The 17053-nt window shown below is 58.3% G+C and carries 14 protein-coding genes; 8 read left to right on the top strand and 6 right to left on the bottom strand.

Annotated features, from left to right (window positions below):
• Positions 1-267 precede the first annotated feature (267 nt).
• The 6 genes from B060_RS0119230 to B060_RS0119205 all read left to right on the top strand — a co-directional run bounded on the left by B060_RS0119230 (position 268) and on the right by B060_RS0119205 (position 5129).
• Positions 268-1017, top strand: coding sequence for a VOC family protein (locus B060_RS0119230; RefSeq protein WP_018083439.1), 750 nt, complete (start codon positions 268-270; stop codon positions 1015-1017).
• A gap of 119 nt (positions 1018-1136) precedes the next feature.
• Complete coding sequence (locus tag B060_RS0119225; protein ID WP_023447401.1) at positions 1137-1475, top strand: hypothetical protein; 339 nt, start codon at positions 1137-1139, stop codon at positions 1473-1475.
• A gap of 190 nt (positions 1476-1665) precedes the next feature.
• Positions 1666-2304 carry a GntR family transcriptional regulator gene (locus B060_RS0119220; protein ID WP_018083437.1) on the top strand — a complete coding sequence of 213 codons (639 nt, stop codon included), beginning with the start codon at positions 1666-1668 and terminating at the stop codon, positions 2302-2304.
• Positions 2305-2511: 207 nt separating this feature from the next.
• Positions 2512-2655 (top strand): hypothetical protein, encoded by a 144-nt coding sequence (locus B060_RS27375; protein ID WP_018083436.1) that lies wholly within the window; start codon positions 2512-2514, stop codon positions 2653-2655.
• 57 nt (positions 2656-2712) lie between these two features.
• Complete coding sequence (locus tag B060_RS0119210) at positions 2713-3384, top strand: lasso peptide biosynthesis B2 protein (RefSeq protein ID WP_018083435.1); 672 nt, start codon at positions 2713-2715, stop codon at positions 3382-3384.
• The gene (locus tag B060_RS0119205; protein WP_018083434.1) at positions 3384-5129 is read left to right on the top strand and encodes an asparagine synthase-related protein; all 1746 of its coding nucleotides are present in this window, start codon (positions 3384-3386) and stop codon (positions 5127-5129) included. Before B060_RS0119210 ends, B060_RS0119205 begins: the two co-directional genes overlap by 1 nt.
• Before the next feature lie 62 nt (positions 5130-5191).
• Here the strand turns inward: B060_RS0119205 and B060_RS25255 are convergent, their stop codons facing one another.
• The 3 genes from B060_RS25255 to B060_RS0119190 all read right to left on the bottom strand — a co-directional run bounded on the left by B060_RS25255 (position 5192) and on the right by B060_RS0119190 (position 10772).
• Positions 5192-7249, bottom strand: coding sequence for an Atxe2 family lasso peptide isopeptidase (locus tag B060_RS25255; RefSeq protein WP_018083433.1), 2058 nt, complete (start codon positions 7247-7249; stop codon positions 5192-5194).
• 79 nt (positions 7250-7328) lie between these two features.
• On the bottom strand, positions 7329-9875 hold the full coding sequence (locus tag B060_RS0119195) for a TonB-dependent receptor (RefSeq protein ID WP_018083432.1): 2547 nt from the start codon (positions 9873-9875) through the stop codon (positions 7329-7331).
• 174 nt (positions 9876-10049) lie between these two features.
• Positions 10050-10772, bottom strand: a complete 723-nt coding sequence (locus B060_RS0119190) for an SDR family oxidoreductase (protein ID WP_018083431.1) — start codon at positions 10770-10772, stop codon at positions 10050-10052.
• A gap of 89 nt (positions 10773-10861) precedes the next feature.
• On the opposite strand from B060_RS0119190, the gene B060_RS0119185 reads away from it, so the two are divergent.
• Entirely contained in the window at positions 10862-11812 is a 951-nt protein-coding gene (locus tag B060_RS0119185) for a LysR family transcriptional regulator (RefSeq protein WP_018083430.1), read from the top strand.
• A gap of 200 nt (positions 11813-12012) precedes the next feature.
• Positions 12013-14145, top strand: a complete 2133-nt coding sequence (locus B060_RS0119180; RefSeq protein WP_018083429.1) for a prolyl oligopeptidase family serine peptidase — start codon at positions 12013-12015, stop codon at positions 14143-14145.
• 1065 nt (positions 14146-15210) lie between these two features.
• Here the strand turns inward: B060_RS0119180 and B060_RS0119170 are convergent.
• From B060_RS0119170 to B060_RS0119160, 3 genes are all read right to left on the bottom strand, one after another.
• Positions 15211-15900, bottom strand: a complete 690-nt coding sequence (locus B060_RS0119170) for a hypothetical protein (protein WP_018083427.1) — start codon at positions 15898-15900, stop codon at positions 15211-15213.
• A 345-nt stretch (positions 15901-16245) separates the two neighbouring features.
• A complete protein-coding gene (locus B060_RS0119165) occupies positions 16246-16530 on the bottom strand; it encodes a type II toxin-antitoxin system RelE/ParE family toxin (protein WP_018083426.1) in 285 nt (94 codons plus the stop codon).
• Entirely contained in the window at positions 16527-16817 is a 291-nt protein-coding gene (locus B060_RS0119160) for a CopG family ribbon-helix-helix protein (protein ID WP_018083425.1), read from the bottom strand. The genes B060_RS0119165 and B060_RS0119160 overlap by 4 nt, the downstream gene beginning before the upstream one ends.
• Positions 16818-17053 lie beyond the last annotated feature (236 nt).

Below are 17053 nucleotides of genomic sequence, written 5' to 3'. Positions count from 1 at the left end.
CTCCCCAAAGACTAGCCCACCGCGACCGTAACGCCCCGTAAGAAGCAACGTCACAATAACGGCTGCACAAGCGCCTCGCCTGATAATATCGCCGCCCCATGCCTGCGTACCGTAGGTTGGGGAGGCCGCGACGTGGCCCCTTAGTCCTGATGCGGCCAGGGTTGTGTGTCCCATCTGCATAGGCACCGGCCGCTCATCACATCATTGCTGACGTTTTTGGTCATAGGATTGACTGAGTATAGCGTGATTGAAAACTGGGAGGATGCCATGAGCAGCCATTTCATCTGGTACGAACTCATCACGTCGGATATCGACGTGGCAAGAGCCTTCTATAGTGAAGTTATCGGCTGGACCGTCGCATCGAGCCAGACGCCGGGCATGGATTACCGACGGATCATGGCGGCAGGTGAAGGGATTGGCGGGATGATGACGCTACCGGATCCAAGTATGACCCCGGCCTGGTTCGGCTATGTCAATGTAGCTGACGTCGATGCGGAGGTCACGGCTTTCGAGACCGCCGGTGGCCGGGTGCTATGGCCGGCCAATGACGACGCCGGCGTGGGACGGATGGCCATGGTCGCCGATCCGCAGGGTGCCGCCCTTTATGTTATGAGTCCGAATGGCGAAGGCGAGAGCCCGGCCTTCAAGTCTGGCGCTCTTGGCCATTGCGGCTGGAATGAATATCACGCAACCGATTGGGAAAAGGCCTTCGACTTTTACGCCGGGCGCTTCGGCTGGGTAAAGAATGAGGCTATAGACATGGGCCTCGCGGGCACTTACCAGACCTTTACGGTGGACGGCATCCAAACCGGCGGCATGATGAACAATCCGATTCCTCAGCCGGTCTGGCTGTTTTATTTCAACGTGCCCGACATCGATGTCGCGATGGAAGCCCTTACCCAAAAGGGCGGAGCTGTTCAGATGCCACCCATGCAGGTGCCAGGCGGTCAGTGGGCCCTGGTCGCCCGTGATCCGCAAGGCGCTATGTTCGGACTTCTGGGATCACGAACGGTATAATCGCTGGTCGGGGGTGCCGGGAGCGCCGCCCACCGCTTCAACGTGATTGAACCGCGCGCGTTAAAGTGGCATCGTACTGCCAACCCTTAGAATTCATCTTCGCACCGGGGGTAGGATCCATGATGAACAGAGATGGGCCGTCTTTGCCGGGTTTGCCGTCGCCCCCTCTGGCGGACGGGGAGATTGCCGAAAAAACGGACGCGCTTTTCCAGGACATATGCAATGTATCCGGCAATGAGCTTCTGCGTCAGACCATCGGTCTGATCAATGCGCACCTCCATGTCATCAGGCCTTATGAAGGCGCCTTTATCCCCGACCGTAGCTCGGAGTACGAGGCCATGGCGACGGCCTGGGCCAACAGAGATATTGCGAGCCTGCGCGACTTGACGACGGCCTATTTCAAGCGTCGTCGTGAGCTCGTCCCGCAGATCGCCAAGATTATAAATCACCCCAATTGAGACACCGTTTTACGCGCGCTGACGGTCTTACGCGACACACATCTTGCTTTCGAGCGACCACGGGCGTACAACTAAGAGTATATTTTTGCCAAATTTTCCAGCCTGCCGTCTCGACCAAAAGGTCGCGCGCTCGGACTTAAGCGTGACACCTGGCGTTCGCTGACGACACCTATGACAGTCAGGTACACCTATGGCGACGACGGCTTCGATTATCGAACAGATTTACAATGCGATCAAAGGCGAGGTCTGCACAGGTGCCATCCTGCCCGGTGCGCGCGTCAACATCGCGGCCTATTGCGAACGTTTTGGCGTCAGCAAGTCGCCGGTCCGCAACGCGCTTTACCGGCTTGTGGGCGAGGATCTGCTCGAAGCCCATCCCCATGATGGCTTCTACCGGCCCCGCGTCATTGAGCAGTTTCTCTTCGACCTTTTTGTCTGGAATGAGCACGCACTTGATTTGGCTTTTGACCAGATCGAGTCTGCTTCGTCGGCGGCTACCCTGTTCGCGGCCCTGCCCGAGCCCGCCGAAAATATCGTCGCGGGCATCGAACACTTATTTACCGCCGTTGCGAACTTGAGTGCCAACGCCACTTGCCAACGGGAAATTCTGCGCTTGAATGATCAACTCAGGCCTATTCGTCTGAAGGAGCGTGAGCAGTTTTCAGATCTTAAGTCTGAGCTCAATGCCCTGACCGATGCCTGGCGCGACGGAGATGTTACGCATTTGCGCGCTGCCGTCTCCGCTTATCATGTGCGCCGACGGCAATCGGTCCGCCAATTGGTTGCCCTCGCCTATCGCCCTCAATCCCCCGAGATCTCTCATCTTTAGACCCCCCCGTAGATTGCGCCAGATCATCCTATACTCGGTTCGCACCGTGCGTATCCGCGCGATCATAGACCGGAAATCCCGGAAAAATACCTTTGTGAACAATCGGAATGTCCAAAAAGTACGCATGGGGGACATTCTGCCTTGGGTGATAATTTGGGGATGCCGCGGATTTTCGCGGCTTCAACCTCAAACCCAAGGAGACTTTCGATGAAAACTTTGATCGCATCCGCCCGCAAGGCCGGCACAACGCACCTCGGCGCCTTCACCAAGCAAACCAAGGGCGGCGGCCAGTACCACAAGGCCGACGAAACCTCGGAATTTCGCCCCAACCCGATGCTGTCGAACGACTGAGCCTGGTCCAGGGTGCACGCTTCGGCGTGCCCCCTTCTTCCTATTCGAGGGGCAACCATGGGCTATCGCTTGAATGAGGGCATGTATTTCTGCATCGCCGGCACAAGGACGACCTGGCTCGATCTTCGGCGTGATGCCTACTTCCAACTCGTAGATGAGGACGAAGTGGCATTTCAACGTTACACTAGGGGGCTGAGGCTCACGCCTGCCGATCTAACGCGTCTTCGCCACATTAGCGACCTTGGCATTCTCGTGGCGGACCCATCGTGTGTTTCTCCACCAACACAGATCAGAGCCAGAGTGCCTGCGCGTAGCCTCCTAGACACCACCGTGTCGTCCGTCTCACTTTGGCCCCTCGGTCTGGCCCTTTATTACCACACCCAGACGACCTTCCATCTCGCTACGCAGCCCGTATGGCGGATTTTCGGGCGGCTTGCGGCACGCAAACATGACAACGTCCTTCCTGTCGCCTCCAACTTACCAATCGAAATCGCGCGTACCGTTGGCGCCTTCTCGGCAGCGTCCCTCCTGATATCCTCTAGTCAAACCTGCCTGCGACGCTCGATCGCCATGATCAACTATCTCTATGGGCGCGGCATAAGTGCAGATCTGATCATCGGTATTAAAGATCGCCCTTTCGAAGCCCATGCGTGGGTTCAATATGGCGACCAGGTCTTGAACGACCCCTTCGATAAGGTCCTCGAATTCACCCCTTTGGTGGTGGTGTGATGGCGGCGCGGTTTTTAGCCCTTATGTCAAACCGGTCCGATCTGGTTCATGACCTGGCGCAGCGGATTGCCCATAAGGGCGATCTCATCCGCGTTTACGGCAATACGCAGCTGACCGTTTTCGCCAACCAGGCTGACGCCATACTCCCTTTGGGTCCACACGGTTGTGTCTTAGGGCGTTTGTTCTCTAAGACACTCGGCTATGATCGCGTACAGGCCTTCAACGACGCGCACATCGACGGGATTATCGCCACTGAAGGCGCGCATCTCCTTCGCGACTTTTGGGGGACCTATGTAGCCTTCATGTGTGGACGTAACGGTGACGCCATAGCGCTGCGCGATCCATCTGGCGGCTTTCCGGCATATGAAGCAAGCTATTTCGACGCGTCGCTGTTCTCGTCCGACATGGAAACCCTGCGACATGCGGGTTTGCTAAAATCAAACATCGAATGGTCGTACCTACCGCAACACCTGTTCGATGGGGGCCTGCGTACGTCGCACACGGCCTTGAAAGGTGTGAAGGAGCTGTTGCCGGGGGCGCGCCTGAGATTCCGATCGGGCCAGCGACACGACGACGCTTGCTGGTCGCCGTGGGACCACGTTGCCCCGACTGTGGATCTCACTGATGAAGCTCTGTCAGCGCGCATTGGCGACACTGTCCGACGCTGCACCAACGCCTTAGCATCGTGCTTTCGCCATCCTTTAACGGGCCTGTCGGGCGGACTCGATTCATCGATTATCGCCGCGTCCCTGGCGGGCACGCCTTCCTCCATGGCCACGCTAACGCTGGCGACCGATGAGCCGGAGGGGGACGAACGCCGCTATGCACGCCAAGTGACGGACGCGTTTTCCTTACGGCTCTTCGAGCATATTCACGATGGGAATGATGTCGATCTTCGCCGTTCTGTCTCCAAGCACCTTCCGCGTCCGATGGGCAATTTCATGGTGCAAAGCGTTGATGTGGCGAGGGCAAATGTCATGAAGACCTACCCTTTCGACGCCTATTTCAGCGGTCGCGGCGGGGACAATGTCTTTTGCTCCATGCAGTCCGCGTCCGCCTTGATCGACCGCGTGCAAGCGGAGGGCCTTTCGAGAGGCACGTGGCAAACCCTCTACGACATCTGCCGACTAACCGAGAGCAGCGCGTGGGATGTCGGCGCTATGGCCGTCAAACGTGCCTTGTCTGGTGGGGCTACCTACACTTGGCGGGGCCATCCCGGCTTCCTGCATCCGGACGTCGTGCCTCGGACAGCGTCGCGCCATGCCTGGCTTGAACCACCCCACGGCGTCCCCATCGGCAAAGCCGTCCATGTCATGCTGCTGGTGCGCATCCAGGGCACACTGGAAGGCTTGTCACGATACGACGCCGCCGAGTTAGTGACGCCCCTCTTGTCGCAACCGCTCGTCGAGCTTTGCCTTCAGGTGCCGAGCTGGCGCTGGTGTGCCGGAGGCCGGAACCGTGCGCCGGTTCGGCGGGCGTTCTCGAACCTCTTGCCGCCATCGATCGTGAACCGGACCACCAAAGGCGGCCCGGACAGCTTTTGCATCGAGGTCATTGATCGCAACCGTTCGACCGTGAAGGGCCTCCTGTTGGAGGGGCGGCTCGCGGCACATAACCTTCTTGACAGGGGCGCGCTGGAGCGTTGTCTAACGGCAACGGCGCCGCTCGTGCCGCCTCAGCATCTGCAGCTCGCCACCCTTCTGGAAGTTGAGGCGTGGGTAAACGCGTGGCATGATAGTTCATAAAATAAGGGGATGCGGTCCTGCCAAGTTACGCCGACAGGACCGCTGATGGACGCAGGGTGCACCTACCCGGAGAGAGGGGCGCCCATCGTTGCGGATGGCTGGGCCCTTAAGGCATGCCATCTTCTATATTGTTCTGTTTTGGTGGGGTCGGCGTCTTCAAGGCCCCTCAGCCAGAAATCGAACCAGTCGAGATTACGGTTGTACACCGCGAGACGGTGGACCGGCTGCCATTTGACATGGCGTTCGTCCGGAAAGACGTACATCTCAATAGGTTTGTTGAGGTCGCGCAGAGCGGTGATCGATTCCAGCGAAAAGCGAAACTCCTCATCCGACAGCTGGATAAGCATGGGCGCTCGGAAGCGCTCAGCATTCAGGCGCACCGAATAGGCGGACCAGAACGGCTTGGGATTATCGGCCAGGCGAGGATACCCCATGCTGTTTCGCCGACCACGCAGCCGCTCGTTCATCAGGGAGAGGCTGGTGGTGTCTTCGCAACAATGGCTGAGCGCTATGGCCTTATAGGCAATAGACCCATTGATAACGGCGAAGCGCGCGCTGGACGCCCCATCACTGAAACCCGTGAGGCCAATCTTATCCCGGTCCACAGCTCCCGTGGCGACAGCGGCGTCAATCCCGTTTTCCATCGCCGACAACACGCTTCGACGATCGGCCCAGTCCACCCGGTCGAGACGCTCAGACGCCTCGCTCGACGTGGGCTTGCCGAAGATGTCGCCGTAATCCGGGGGCCTTTGAAAGCTCAGCACGGCAAAGCCCCGCGCCGCAAAAAGCTGGATGGGGTATTCATCGCCTGTACCTCCGCGCAGGAAGCCTCGCGATTCATAGCCGACGACTATGAGGGGATGCTGTTCCCCGGGCTTATGATCTGGCGGCAAGACCAGGTCGCCAAAAACCTCCATCCCCAGATGATTGCGCCAATGCATGCGCGTTACGTTCCCCAATTGAAGGTGAGCGAACTCCGGATTGGGATCGAAGACGGTCGTCATCTCGCCCGATTTTAGGCTGATCAACACGACTCGCCTAGGCTGCTTCCCGGCCTCGGCAGCGCAGATCAGCGCTTCCGTAGCGAGCTGGCAGCCGACCAGCGCATCGGTTGTGGTCATCAGCTGCTGCGGTCGCGCTTCCTTCGCTTTCCACTGATAAAGGGACAGGGCTTCTGCCGCCCACCCGCTACGACGTAGAAAATAGAGACTGCTACCGTCCGCCGACCACCAGATGGTTTGCAGACGGCTACAGACCTCGGACGCGCAGCGTTTCTCAAGGCCGTCCTTCTGCTGGATGAACAGCACCGTCGGTGAATTCACATAGCGCCCATCGGCAAGCGCAAGGGTCGCGATGGCGCCATCAGGCGACCGCGCCTTTGACACCTCGCCATCCGACAAGACCTCAACAGGCGACACGCGTGTGATTTCAACCGGCCTTGCTGGACGTATCGCGCCCGACGCGAGGTCCACGACCTGGTAGGTTCTGGTCTCGGCCGCGGACGGAAACGGTGTGGAGCGTTCCGCAGGCATGAAGCGGGCATCGAAGAGGAAGCCGCCCTTCCCTTCCTCGACGATCGCCGCCTCGCGCACGTCCACGTCGGGCGTCGTCGAGAAGATAATCGACTGGCCGTCGTCCGTCCAAGCGAAGCCTTCGACATCTGTCGCCGCCTGGGTGACCGCCTCACCTCCCCGCCCTTCGGCCAGCGCCCGCCAGACCTGGGTGACGCCCCCGTCGCGCCGGAGATACGCAACCCATTGGCCGTCAGGCGACCATTTAGGCGTGATGATCGCTGCAAACCCTGTGGGGACATGCGCCAAGCCAAACTGATCGAAGGTGGCCCTCATATACTGCCCGCCCCTGTCGATCAGGCGGGCGGATCCCGGCATAGCCAGATCGACAACGACCATGCCGAGGCAATAGTCGTTGGTGCCGACGTTCGCGCGCCGAATCTGAAAGGCCACGTGTTGTTTGTCGGGCGACATACTTAGGAGCGGAATGCTCGGATCCCCGCCCCCAACCGGACCGATATCGCGCAATCCGATCAGATCCTTAGCCCCGATCGACCGCCTTTCGGCACTTTGCGCGTCTGGCGTTCCTGGCAGGAGCGTATCGCACATATGTGCCCTTGCGTGCCCCGCGCTCAGCGCGCCAAGACACAAACAGAGTCCGACTCCGCGTTTAAACCTTGGCATGGCCTTACCAAGTCCGGCTGAGGGTCAGGCTTATGAAACGGCCCATGACGGAGGTGTTGGTGCTATCGAAGGCTAGGCCCGGATAGGCGAGCGCGGCGCTGTTGGCGCGCGGTGGATCTCGGTCGAACAGGTTGGCAATGCTCAGAGACAACCGCGTGCCCTTCAGTGCGGCGACGCCGTCCTGAAACCGGTAAGCGACATTGGCATCAACTGTTGTCCATGAGCCAATCTCATCATTCGGCGTAACACCTGTGTCGGTCTCAGCTGACAGGTAGTTGACGGTCGAGGACGCCGACAACCCTGCACGGACATAGCTCAGCCCGGCGCGCGCTTTGAAATCCGGCGCGTTGAAGATCGTCCCTGACAGCCGCACCTCAGGCACGGTCGAGATGGTTTGCTGATCCAATTGCAGCCATGTCCCGTTCGCGTAGAGGTTCAGAGTGCCATCTGACACAACAAAAGACTGACTGAAGGCGAGATCAACGCCGCGCGCCGTCTGGGCCGACGCATTGGTGTAATAGTTCTTCAGAATGGCTACCACGGTCGACGGATCGTAGGGCGCGCCTGAGAAGTTGTTAAACTCGCTGGCCCTGTCGATCAGGGCGCCCTGGGCGTCAGCTGTGGGGCTCCAGTCGATGAACGGTGTGAAGATCGGGTTGCTCAGTGCGGTGCCGAACGACGAGATCGGATTGACCACTCGGTCGGTATAATCGATGTCGAAATAGGTCGCCGACAGGCGTAAGCCCGGGAATCCGACGGGGGTGTAATCCGCGCCTAAGGTCCACGACGTGGAGGTCTCCGGTTTCAGGTCCAGATTGCCACCGCCGACGGAGAGCGCAGTCCCGCCACCGGCATAGCCGCGCACCGAGGCTCGATAGAGGGTGACATAGGCCGGCTGATACATCTTGTCGAAAGATGGCGCCTTGAAAGACTGCCCCCAAGTGCCTCGCACGGTCAGATCGGAAAATGGTACGTACCTGATACCGAGGCGCGGGTTCGTCGTGCCGCCGAAGTCGCTGTACTGTTCTGAACGCGCTGAAACGCTCAGCTCCAGCGCTTCCAGGCCTGTGCGCGCCACGTCGGCCAGGATCAGGGGCACGAGGGCTTCGGCAAACACATAGCCGACGCCACGATCGCCTTTGTAGAGGTCATCGTCACCGAACACCCAGGTTTGATAGGTCTCTGTGCGATAGCCCACGCCAACGGCTGATTTGACATCACCGGTCGGCAGATGGATGAGGGTGCCGTCCGCGATGGCCTCGATATAGGACAGGCTGTTGGCGTAGTGTGCGGTGCCGGCGTAGTCGTACTCCGGCATTTCGGTCAGAAGGCTGTTACGGCTTCCAGCGGCCACGCCGGTGACACGGAGTTTCCAATCGCCTGGTAGTCGCGTGGTGACGCCCACCGACAGGTTATAGTTGGGTGTATAGTTGCGGGTAAAATAGACAGCGCCCAGGTTAAACTGGCCCTCGGTGGTGCGGTCGCTGACAAGGGCATCGAAACTGAGATCGGTCTGATCTGACACCGTAACGCCGCCAGCGACGAACAGAGACCGCCGATCTTGAGATTGAAACAAGGTCGTGCCGGGATCTGCGTTCGCCGTGAACGCGCGCTGCCCCGCCTTCACCGGGTCTTGCCGTTCAAGCTCCAGGTTCATCATAAGATAGTGGGTGTCGGACGCGGTCCCCGATAAGAGGCTGACCGAGGTCTGGCTGCCGCCTCCTTGGGTCGCAGCGCCATAACGTCCGGACACGTCCGTGCCGGTGTAGTTCTTGCGCAGAATAAGATTGGCGACACCGGCCACGGCATCTGAACCGTATAGTGCGGAAGCGCCATCCGGCACCACCTCTATGCGCTGGACAGCCGCCAGCGGCACCCCTGAAATATCAGACGCCTGAAAATAGCCATCAGAGGCCATGCGATGGCCATTGAGCAGGGTCAAGGTCGCATCTGTACCGAGGCCCCGCAGGTTGACGGTGGAGGCATTCGTCAGGTTGGTGTTGTCGCCATTGGCGCTGTTGGCGAACATGACGCCGGGGTTTTGCCCGCCCGAGAAGTTTTCAGGCAGGCTGCGTATGACATCGCCGATGTCGGCATAGCCGGAACGGTCGATCTCTTTGCGATCGATGACATGGACCGGTGAGGTCGGATTGCCGCCGCGAATGTGGGTGCCGGTGACGATGACCTCTGTCGCGGGACCGCTGCTGGCTTCCGGTCTGGCCTGGATCGTCCGCAGAGAAATTGTGTCGTCGCTTTGGCTGGCTATTTCCAGGCCCGTACCCTCAAGGATTTTGGCCAGGGCCTGTTCGCGTGTGAACACGCCTTCGACGGCTTGCGCCGATGTTTTGGCTGCCTGATCGTAGGGAAACAGGAGGTGGACCTTGGCCTGGACAGCAAAAGCGTTCAAGGCGTCGGCGGTATTCTCGGACGGTATCTTGAAGGCGTAGGTTGGCTTAGCTTGCGCCAGTGCCGACGAAGCCAGTGCCGCGCCGAGCATGAGCGCGAGTATGGACGTCTTGGTCGTTGAGTACAGTGTCTTCGAATTCAGCATGATCTAGCCCCTCGGTTAGGTGTCACTTTTGTGACCTCAAGGACCTAGACAGACCGGTTTCGAAAACACCTCGGCTTACCGAATAAATAGTTTCATTTGCGCGCATTTTTGCTCGCGATCGGTCAGGGGGCCGCAGGGACGCATCGGCTTCGTCCCTGCGGTACACGCTATGCCCTACCAGGGCACGCGATCCTGTTCGAAGAAGTAGCCACCCGTTTGTTCCGGATCGTTGCGTTCGGCGAGCCAGACGATGCCGGCGGCAGCCTGTTCGACGGTCCGATAGCCGCTATGATGGTTGAAATCGGTTGCCGTGTAGCCTGGGTCAGTGGCGTTGACAGCAATTCGGTCTGGGGCCAACTCCTGCGCGAATGCAAGCGTCACGGCGTTTAGCGCCGTCTTCGAGCTGTTATAGCCCATAAAGTTCACGCCATGATGCATATTGCCGGGGTCTGACCGCCAGGTGAGCGAGCCCAGGCCACTCGATACCATAATGATTTTTGCCCCATTCGCAGCCTTGAGCAAAGGCAAAAAGGCCCGGGTCACGCGGATCGGCCCAAAGACATTGGTCTCGTAGACCTCCCGGACATTATCAACGGGCTGCTGACTGGGAGGGACGGACATGCCAGGGATACCGGCATTATTGATGAGGATGTCCAGTTGACCGTCTTCCGTCGCAACCCTTTGCGACGCTGCGGATACACTGGCGTCGTTGGTGACGTCGATATCGATATGTCGAACATCGTGTCCTTCTGCCCGAAGCTGGTCGGTAGCGGCCTGGCCGCGACCAACATCGCGGCTCCCCAACCAAATGCGGTAGCCAAGCACACCCAATTGCCGTGCGGTTTCAAAACCTATGCTCTTGTTGGCCCCCGTGATCAAAACGGTCTGTCTGGTCATGTCGTGCTCCTTTAAAATAATTTACCCGCTCCTTTTAACCGCGCACACTCTGTTTGATAATCCTTGCAATTCCGCATATACTGATCGCCATGGCAAACAATGATGACCGTCCGGCTCTGGATGACCTGTCCATATTTTTAATGGTTTTTGAAACCGGCGGCTTCCGAGCGGCCGCCAAGCGGTTGAACCTGTCGCCCTCCAGCGTCAGCGAAAAGATTTTACAAATTGAGCGACACCTTGGCACGCCCTTGCTTGTCAGGACGACGCGCAGCGTCGTGCCGACCGAGGCCGGACGCGCCCTGGCGCTGCGCATAGCGCCGTTGCTGGCCGAAGCGCGCGCCGCCCTTCAGGATGCCGCCAGCTCGCAGTATGCTGTTCGCGGCCTCTTGCGCTTGAATGTCACAGGCGCTGTCATGACGGATATTCTGCCGCCGCTGCTCGACCGCTTTCTGCAGACCTATCCAGAGGTGCGGGTGGAAATCATCGTTGACGATCGGCTGGTCGATATCGTTGCCGCAGGTTGTGACGCCGGCATTCGTTACGGCGAGCATCTGGCTCAGGACATGATTGCCGTGCCGATCGGTCCGCGCACCCAGGGCACGGCTACGGCGGCGTCACCAAGCTACCTCAAGGCACATGGTTGCCCAAGTCACCCACGCGACCTCTTGAACCATCCCTCCATCCGGTTGCGTTTTTCCAGCGGCACGCTGATTCCATGGGAGTTCGAACGCGGAGATGAAGCCGTGGTCATCGATCCAAAGGCGCGCTTGATTATTGGTGTCGATGCGGCGCCCGCGGCGATAGATCTGGCGATCAAGGGCCACGGCGTCATCATGACGTTTGAAAACTGGCTCGATCCCTATATTCGCGCCGGGGTCTTGGAGCCTGTGCTCTCCGATTGGTGGCCGAGGTTCGAGGGCCCTTGGCTTTATTTTTCCAATCGCCTGATGCCTGCGCCTTTGCGTGCCTTCGTCGACCTGATTTCTGGGAAGTCACCGAAGTCAATGGAGACTAAGGCCGATATGTCATCAGAGGGATGACCAAATCACCCTTCGCGGCCACAAGGGACGCCCGCGGCACAGAGATAGATCGCGCAGCTAAGCGGACTATTATCGTCTCACACGCGTGAAGAATTTCTGATTCACAGTTGACTAAAACGACCCCAAAATAACGACGTTACAGTAATTGACCTTCCACAACGAACAGCTAACCTGCGTGCAATGCACATCTGGGGGATCTCATGACCAACCGCCGCAGTTTTCTCGTTTCCGCCCTGGCCCTGACCACCAGTCCTGCTTTGGCTAAAACGCGCACAAAAAAGCCTCCCGTCGCCCGCACAGCCCCGGTCAGCGACTTTTACTACGGCCAGCAGGTCGTCGACCGCTATCGCTGGATGGAGACGCGGGATACGCCGGAATGGACGAAATGGCTGAAAGGCCAGGCCGACTATGCCCGTCATGTGCTGGACGGCCTGCCCAACCATCGCGCCATTACCAAAACCATCGCCAAGTACTCCCAAGCCACGACCGACGCTTTCCTCGCACAGGTCCTGCCGGATTTTCTGGTTGTCATCGTGCGCTCACCGGGCGATGCAACGTACAAGGTGTTCACCCAGGACCGCCAGACCGGAGCACGGCGCCTGCTGATCGACCCGACCCAGTACACAAAGAACGGCCAGACGGCCAATCTAGGCTGGTCCGAAGTCTCACCCGACGGGAAGTGGCTGGCCTATGGCCTTGATCAGGGCGGCAATGAGGTGGCGCAGGCCTTTGTACGCGAGATCGCCACCGGCAAGGACATACTGGTCACGCCAATCAGCTCAAGGCTAGGCGGCTGGTTGCCAGATTCGTCTGCCTTTACCTATTACCGCCTGCGTGCCGACGCGATCTTTGGGGCGGCGGATTACAATTCCGGCGGCACGGCTTGGAAGCACGTCATCGGCAGCGATCCCAAGACGGATGAGATGATCTTCGGCAACAAGGAAGGCCCTGGCGCCGCTAACCTGCCAGACGACCAACCGCAGGTCCGGTGGTATCGCGGATCGGACCACGTACTGGGCCTGCACATCGTCAACGGCGCCCTGCCGTACCTGATTTACACCGCAAAGGCCGCCGACGTGAAGGCCGCTCAGACGCCATGGCAACCCGTCTTCGTGACTGAGGATATAGTCCAGGAAGTGACGATGGTGGACGGCTATATCTACGCCCTCGCCGTCGGGGCCGCCAGCAATGGCGAGGTCATCCGAGTGCCGGCATCAGATCCGAAATCGCGCACCGTCGTGGTGCCGGAAACGGTCTATGTCACCAATATGATGACGGTGGCTAAGGATGGTCTCTATTTCCACGAACTGCGCGGCCCCTTGGGTGGCCTCAAGAAATACAGCTTTGCATCAGGCCAGGTCGAAAATATCACCCTGCCGGCCGAAGGCGCAGTGTGGGGACTGCTCGGCAACCCGACCGAGGACGGCGTCTGGTTCGCCATGGACAGCCTGACCTGGCCATCGCGTCAGTTCCATTATGACGGCAAGACTGTCACTGAAGTGCCGCTGGCGCCCAAGCTGCCTTACGACGTTGACCTGTTCGAGACGACCCGGCTGGACATGCCTACGCGCGATGGCACAATGATTCCTGTCGAGATCATGCGTCGTAAGGACCTAAAGCGCGACGGTATGGCGCCGGCTCTGATCTACGCCTACGGCGCTTATGGCTCGATTGTCGATCCCGGTTTCCAAGGACGGCTGCTAGCTTTCCTCGACCTTGGCGGCGTCTATGTGTATGCCCACGTGCGAGGCGGCGGCGAAAAGGGCGAGGCCTGGCACAAGGCCGGCATGAAGGCGACCAAGCCGAATACCTGGCGTGACGCCATAGACGTTGCCGAAGGATTAGTACGCGACAAATGGAGCGGTCATGGCCGCCTTGCCTTGATGGGCACCTCGGCTGGCGGCGTCATGGTCGGTCGGGCTATCACCGAGCGACCGGACCTGTTCAGCGCCGCCATCGGTGATGTCGGTCTTTTCAACGCCTTGCGGTTTGAGATCACAGCCAATGGCCCCGGCAATGACGAAGAATTCGGTACGGTTAAAAAGCCTGAAGAATTCAAAGCGCTGCTGGAAATGGATGCCTATCATCACGTCAAGGATGGCATAAAATACCCGGCCTGCCTCTTCATCACCAATGCCAACGACCCGCGCGTTGAACCGTGGGTGATTGGTAAGATGGCGGCGCGCATGCAGTCGGCGACCGCGTCGGGCAAGCCGGTCATTCTGCGCGTCGACTACACGTCCGGCCATCATGCCGCCAGCGCGGCCGCCGCAAACGCAGTCAATGCCGATATCTTCAGTTTCGTACTGACCTACGCCAGCGGAATGCATTAGCGACGATTTCTACCATGGTCGCCACTTCAGCCGTAAGAACGAAACCACGCGAAAAAGCTATCACCTAATTATGACTTCAGCTTAGGCCGTGCCGCGTCTTCGTCTCAGCGCCATCGAAGGAGACAATGGGAGAGCATCACGGAATCCAGAAGCCGGACATAAGACAATGAACGGTAGACCAAAGCGGGCGATGCCTTGGCCTGCAGACAGGTGTATGACCTGGCGCTCAAGCTTTAGCTGATCTCGACGCCTGGGGTGATATCAATAGGTATGGGTGCTGGATCAGCGCCCTTTCCTCGACTAGGCTCGGAGCCGAAAGCCAAATGTGCTATCCATGAATCACTGCGAGGCCGACCATGAGACTGTTCTTGTTACTTATTGGGTACTTGCTCACTTGCGGACGCGCTTTCGCGCAAGCTACCTCCCGCCCATGCGATGTGGCGACCAAGGCAGACCAGCCCAGGCCAGCATGCCTTGTGGGACATATAAATTTGGGACGTCTACGATCGGGCGATCTTTACTGGCATATCAACGAATTCCACTCTGAGGCCGAGGCAAACGCGAATGGCTCTGCAGAAAGCTTTGTTGCGAAAGCGTTCGGCAAGTACTGGGTGTTCTCTGTCGGCCCCAAGACACCGGTAGGGAGCGATACGGCCGAGGTCGGTCCACTGCCCCTGGAGAGCCGAGACGGTGACTTCCATGCTGAAATTCTTCAATCAACCTTTTCTCCAGGCATGACGGCGCCGCTTCATGTACACTCGGGGCCCGAAGCCTTTTATGCCGTATCAGGCGACACGTGCCTTGAAACTCCCGACGGGGTGCAAACGGCTAAGGGGGCCGGTACCAGCCTTATTATTCGTCAAGGACCACCGATGTTCCTTATGGCCACGGGTCATGAAACGAGGCGTGGATTTGCGCTCATACTGCATGACGCAACAAAACCACCAACCACTTTGGACCATAGGTGGACGCCGCGCGGGCTATGTAATCCTTGAGCTCGCCTGTGCGCCCATAGCGGCCATTTGATGGGGGAACCAAAAGCCCAGAAGCGGAATTCGGTCCTCACTACTGGGATGGTAAACCCATAGACCGCATAATGTTCATGAAGGCGGGTATTTTAGGTGCCGAAAACATCGTCCATTGGATCAGGACTTGCCCCACCAGTGCGATCCAGTACGGCGGCCAAGTGCGTTTATAGGCTAAATAGTCATAGACGATTAGCGCCACACACACGGCTTCGATAGTCCAGAATGTCGGATGTAAGGCGGGGATCAGCCCATGGAACGCCGGTGCCAAGAGCCGTCCTAGAGCCGGGCTGAAAATGACGATCACCGTGCACAGCATGAAACGATAGTGCAACTCGCTACGCCTCTGAAAGGCGCAGACGATAGCGGCGATATAAAAACCGGCAAACATTAAAAGCGATGGGATGTCGATCCAAGTCAGTATCGGTCGCCACGGCAATGGTAGGCTGCGTTCACCGGTCGCCGCGACGCCGAATTGCATGATCATAACGGCGGTGATGAACAGCGCGACTGCCCATGCCATTGAGGCACGACCGATCAAATGGTGGAGTGTAACTTGCCCGCGCGCCATTAGAAAGGCCTGCACGATCAGGATCAGCATCCAGCCACTTGCCAATACGCCGTGAATGGTGTGTAGCGCATCATTCTGCGCTGGGTTTGAAAAGAAGCTTGGCCAGAATCCCGCCACCATGACAGCTAAGGCCGCTAGAAGTCCATAAACGATGCGCATAAGAAACCCCCGAAGTGGGACAATAAATCACGACGTTATGCGAGTGGCAAGAGTGACAGGATGGAGAAACTGGGCTTCACCAATATTGATGAAGCGGTTCTAGCGTGTGTCGCGTCTTCGCGCCCATACGTGTCTTTGAGGGTGCAACTCTTGACGCAAACATTATTGCGTCGCCAGTGGTGCGATTTATTCCGTCTAGCGCCCTTTGCGGTCATTCTTATTTTCGCCGGGCTCGCTGCCCGAGAGCGGAAGCGTTTACTGTTACGAGAGCGAAATCATATTTCCAGGACTACTCCGAAGGGCGAGCGTTTTAGCGAGCTCTCCCGCATGGCGAATTGCCGAACTTCAGTGCTTTTTCGATGGCCAGTGTTGCGCCGCATGTAAGACACGCAGAATTCGGATTGTGTCACCAGCTATGTCGTAGATCAGGATATAATTTGGGTGAACCACCAGCTCTCTGGTGCCTGAAACACGCCCTGCCCGCCCCAGCATGGAATGCTTTATAAGGTCGGCGGCGCGCTTCTCAAACAGTTCGTCCATATTCAAGGCAGCAACCGGGTCGTCATCCTCGATACGGGTGTAGATTTCGCTGCGATCAATTCGAGCTTCAAGCGTCCATGCAGTTTTCACGAAGCGGTCCGACCCAGCTTACGGCGTGTTTCAGCTCGCCTGGCGGCAAATTCCGCCTCAACGTCTTCAGAGGGAATGAGGTTCCCTGCATTAGCAGAATCAAGACCAACTTGCACTTGCAGCCGAAACCATGCGTCATATTCAGCTTCGTCTTGTTGGCGTCTCACATAGTCCCTCATAAAGCTACGCAACAATTGCGCACCTGTTTGATCATGTGCCTTTGCGGCTTCGCTAAACGCGGATTTCAAATTGTCTTCAACCCGGAAAGTGAACGTGGCTTCACCCATACATACCTCCATGTGTTACGCGGTAACTCCACCGTAGCACAAAATGTACCGTGAAGGTAGTCCGGCCACTCCTTTTTCGGGGGGTGGACCTGTCGATCCTNAACCAAGGGATTAGAGACAACGTCTTAGAGATTTTTTCACAGAAAGGCCGGTCAAAGCCTGCATTGTGAGCGGTCAAAAAGGCTTCTGAAGTCCGCCAACGTCGCGTAAACGGCATGGACAAGAAGGGAAGGTAG

Origin of the sequence: Asticcacaulis benevestitus DSM 16100 = ATCC BAA-896 (assembly GCF_000376105.1) — a bacterium.
Taxonomy (GTDB): domain Bacteria; phylum Pseudomonadota; class Alphaproteobacteria; order Caulobacterales; family Caulobacteraceae; genus Asticcacaulis; species Asticcacaulis benevestitus.
This window is presented reverse-complemented; position numbering and strand designations above follow the sequence as displayed.

Coding starts and splice junctions, on each gene's coding strand:
- B060_RS0119230 (WP_018083439.1), top strand. CDS start 268: ATGAGCAGCCATTTCATCTGGTACGAACTCATCACGTCGGATATCGAC.
- B060_RS0119225 (WP_023447401.1), top strand. CDS start 1,137: ATGATGAACAGAGATGGGCCGTCTTTGCCGGGTTTGCCGTCGCCCCCT.
- B060_RS0119220 (WP_018083437.1), top strand. CDS start 1,666: ATGGCGACGACGGCTTCGATTATCGAACAGATTTACAATGCGATCAAA.
- B060_RS27375 (WP_018083436.1), top strand. CDS start 2,512: ATGAAAACTTTGATCGCATCCGCCCGCAAGGCCGGCACAACGCACCTC.
- B060_RS0119210 (WP_018083435.1), top strand. CDS start 2,713: ATGGGCTATCGCTTGAATGAGGGCATGTATTTCTGCATCGCCGGCACA.
- B060_RS0119205 (WP_018083434.1), top strand. CDS start 3,384: ATGGCGGCGCGGTTTTTAGCCCTTATGTCAAACCGGTCCGATCTGGTT.
- B060_RS25255 (WP_018083433.1), bottom strand. CDS start 7,249: ATGTGCGATACGCTCCTGCCAGGAACGCCAGACGCGCAAAGTGCCGAA.
- B060_RS0119195 (WP_018083432.1), bottom strand. CDS start 9,875: ATGCTGAATTCGAAGACACTGTACTCAACGACCAAGACGTCCATACTC.
- B060_RS0119190 (WP_018083431.1), bottom strand. CDS start 10,772: ATGACCAGACAGACCGTTTTGATCACGGGGGCCAACAAGAGCATAGGT.
- B060_RS0119185 (WP_018083430.1), top strand. CDS start 10,862: ATGGCAAACAATGATGACCGTCCGGCTCTGGATGACCTGTCCATATTT.
- B060_RS0119180 (WP_018083429.1), top strand. CDS start 12,013: ATGACCAACCGCCGCAGTTTTCTCGTTTCCGCCCTGGCCCTGACCACC.
- B060_RS0119170 (WP_018083427.1), bottom strand. CDS start 15,900: ATGCGCATCGTTTATGGACTTCTAGCGGCCTTAGCTGTCATGGTGGCG.
- B060_RS0119160 (WP_018083425.1), bottom strand. CDS start 16,817: ATGGGTGAAGCCACGTTCACTTTCCGGGTTGAAGACAATTTGAAATCC.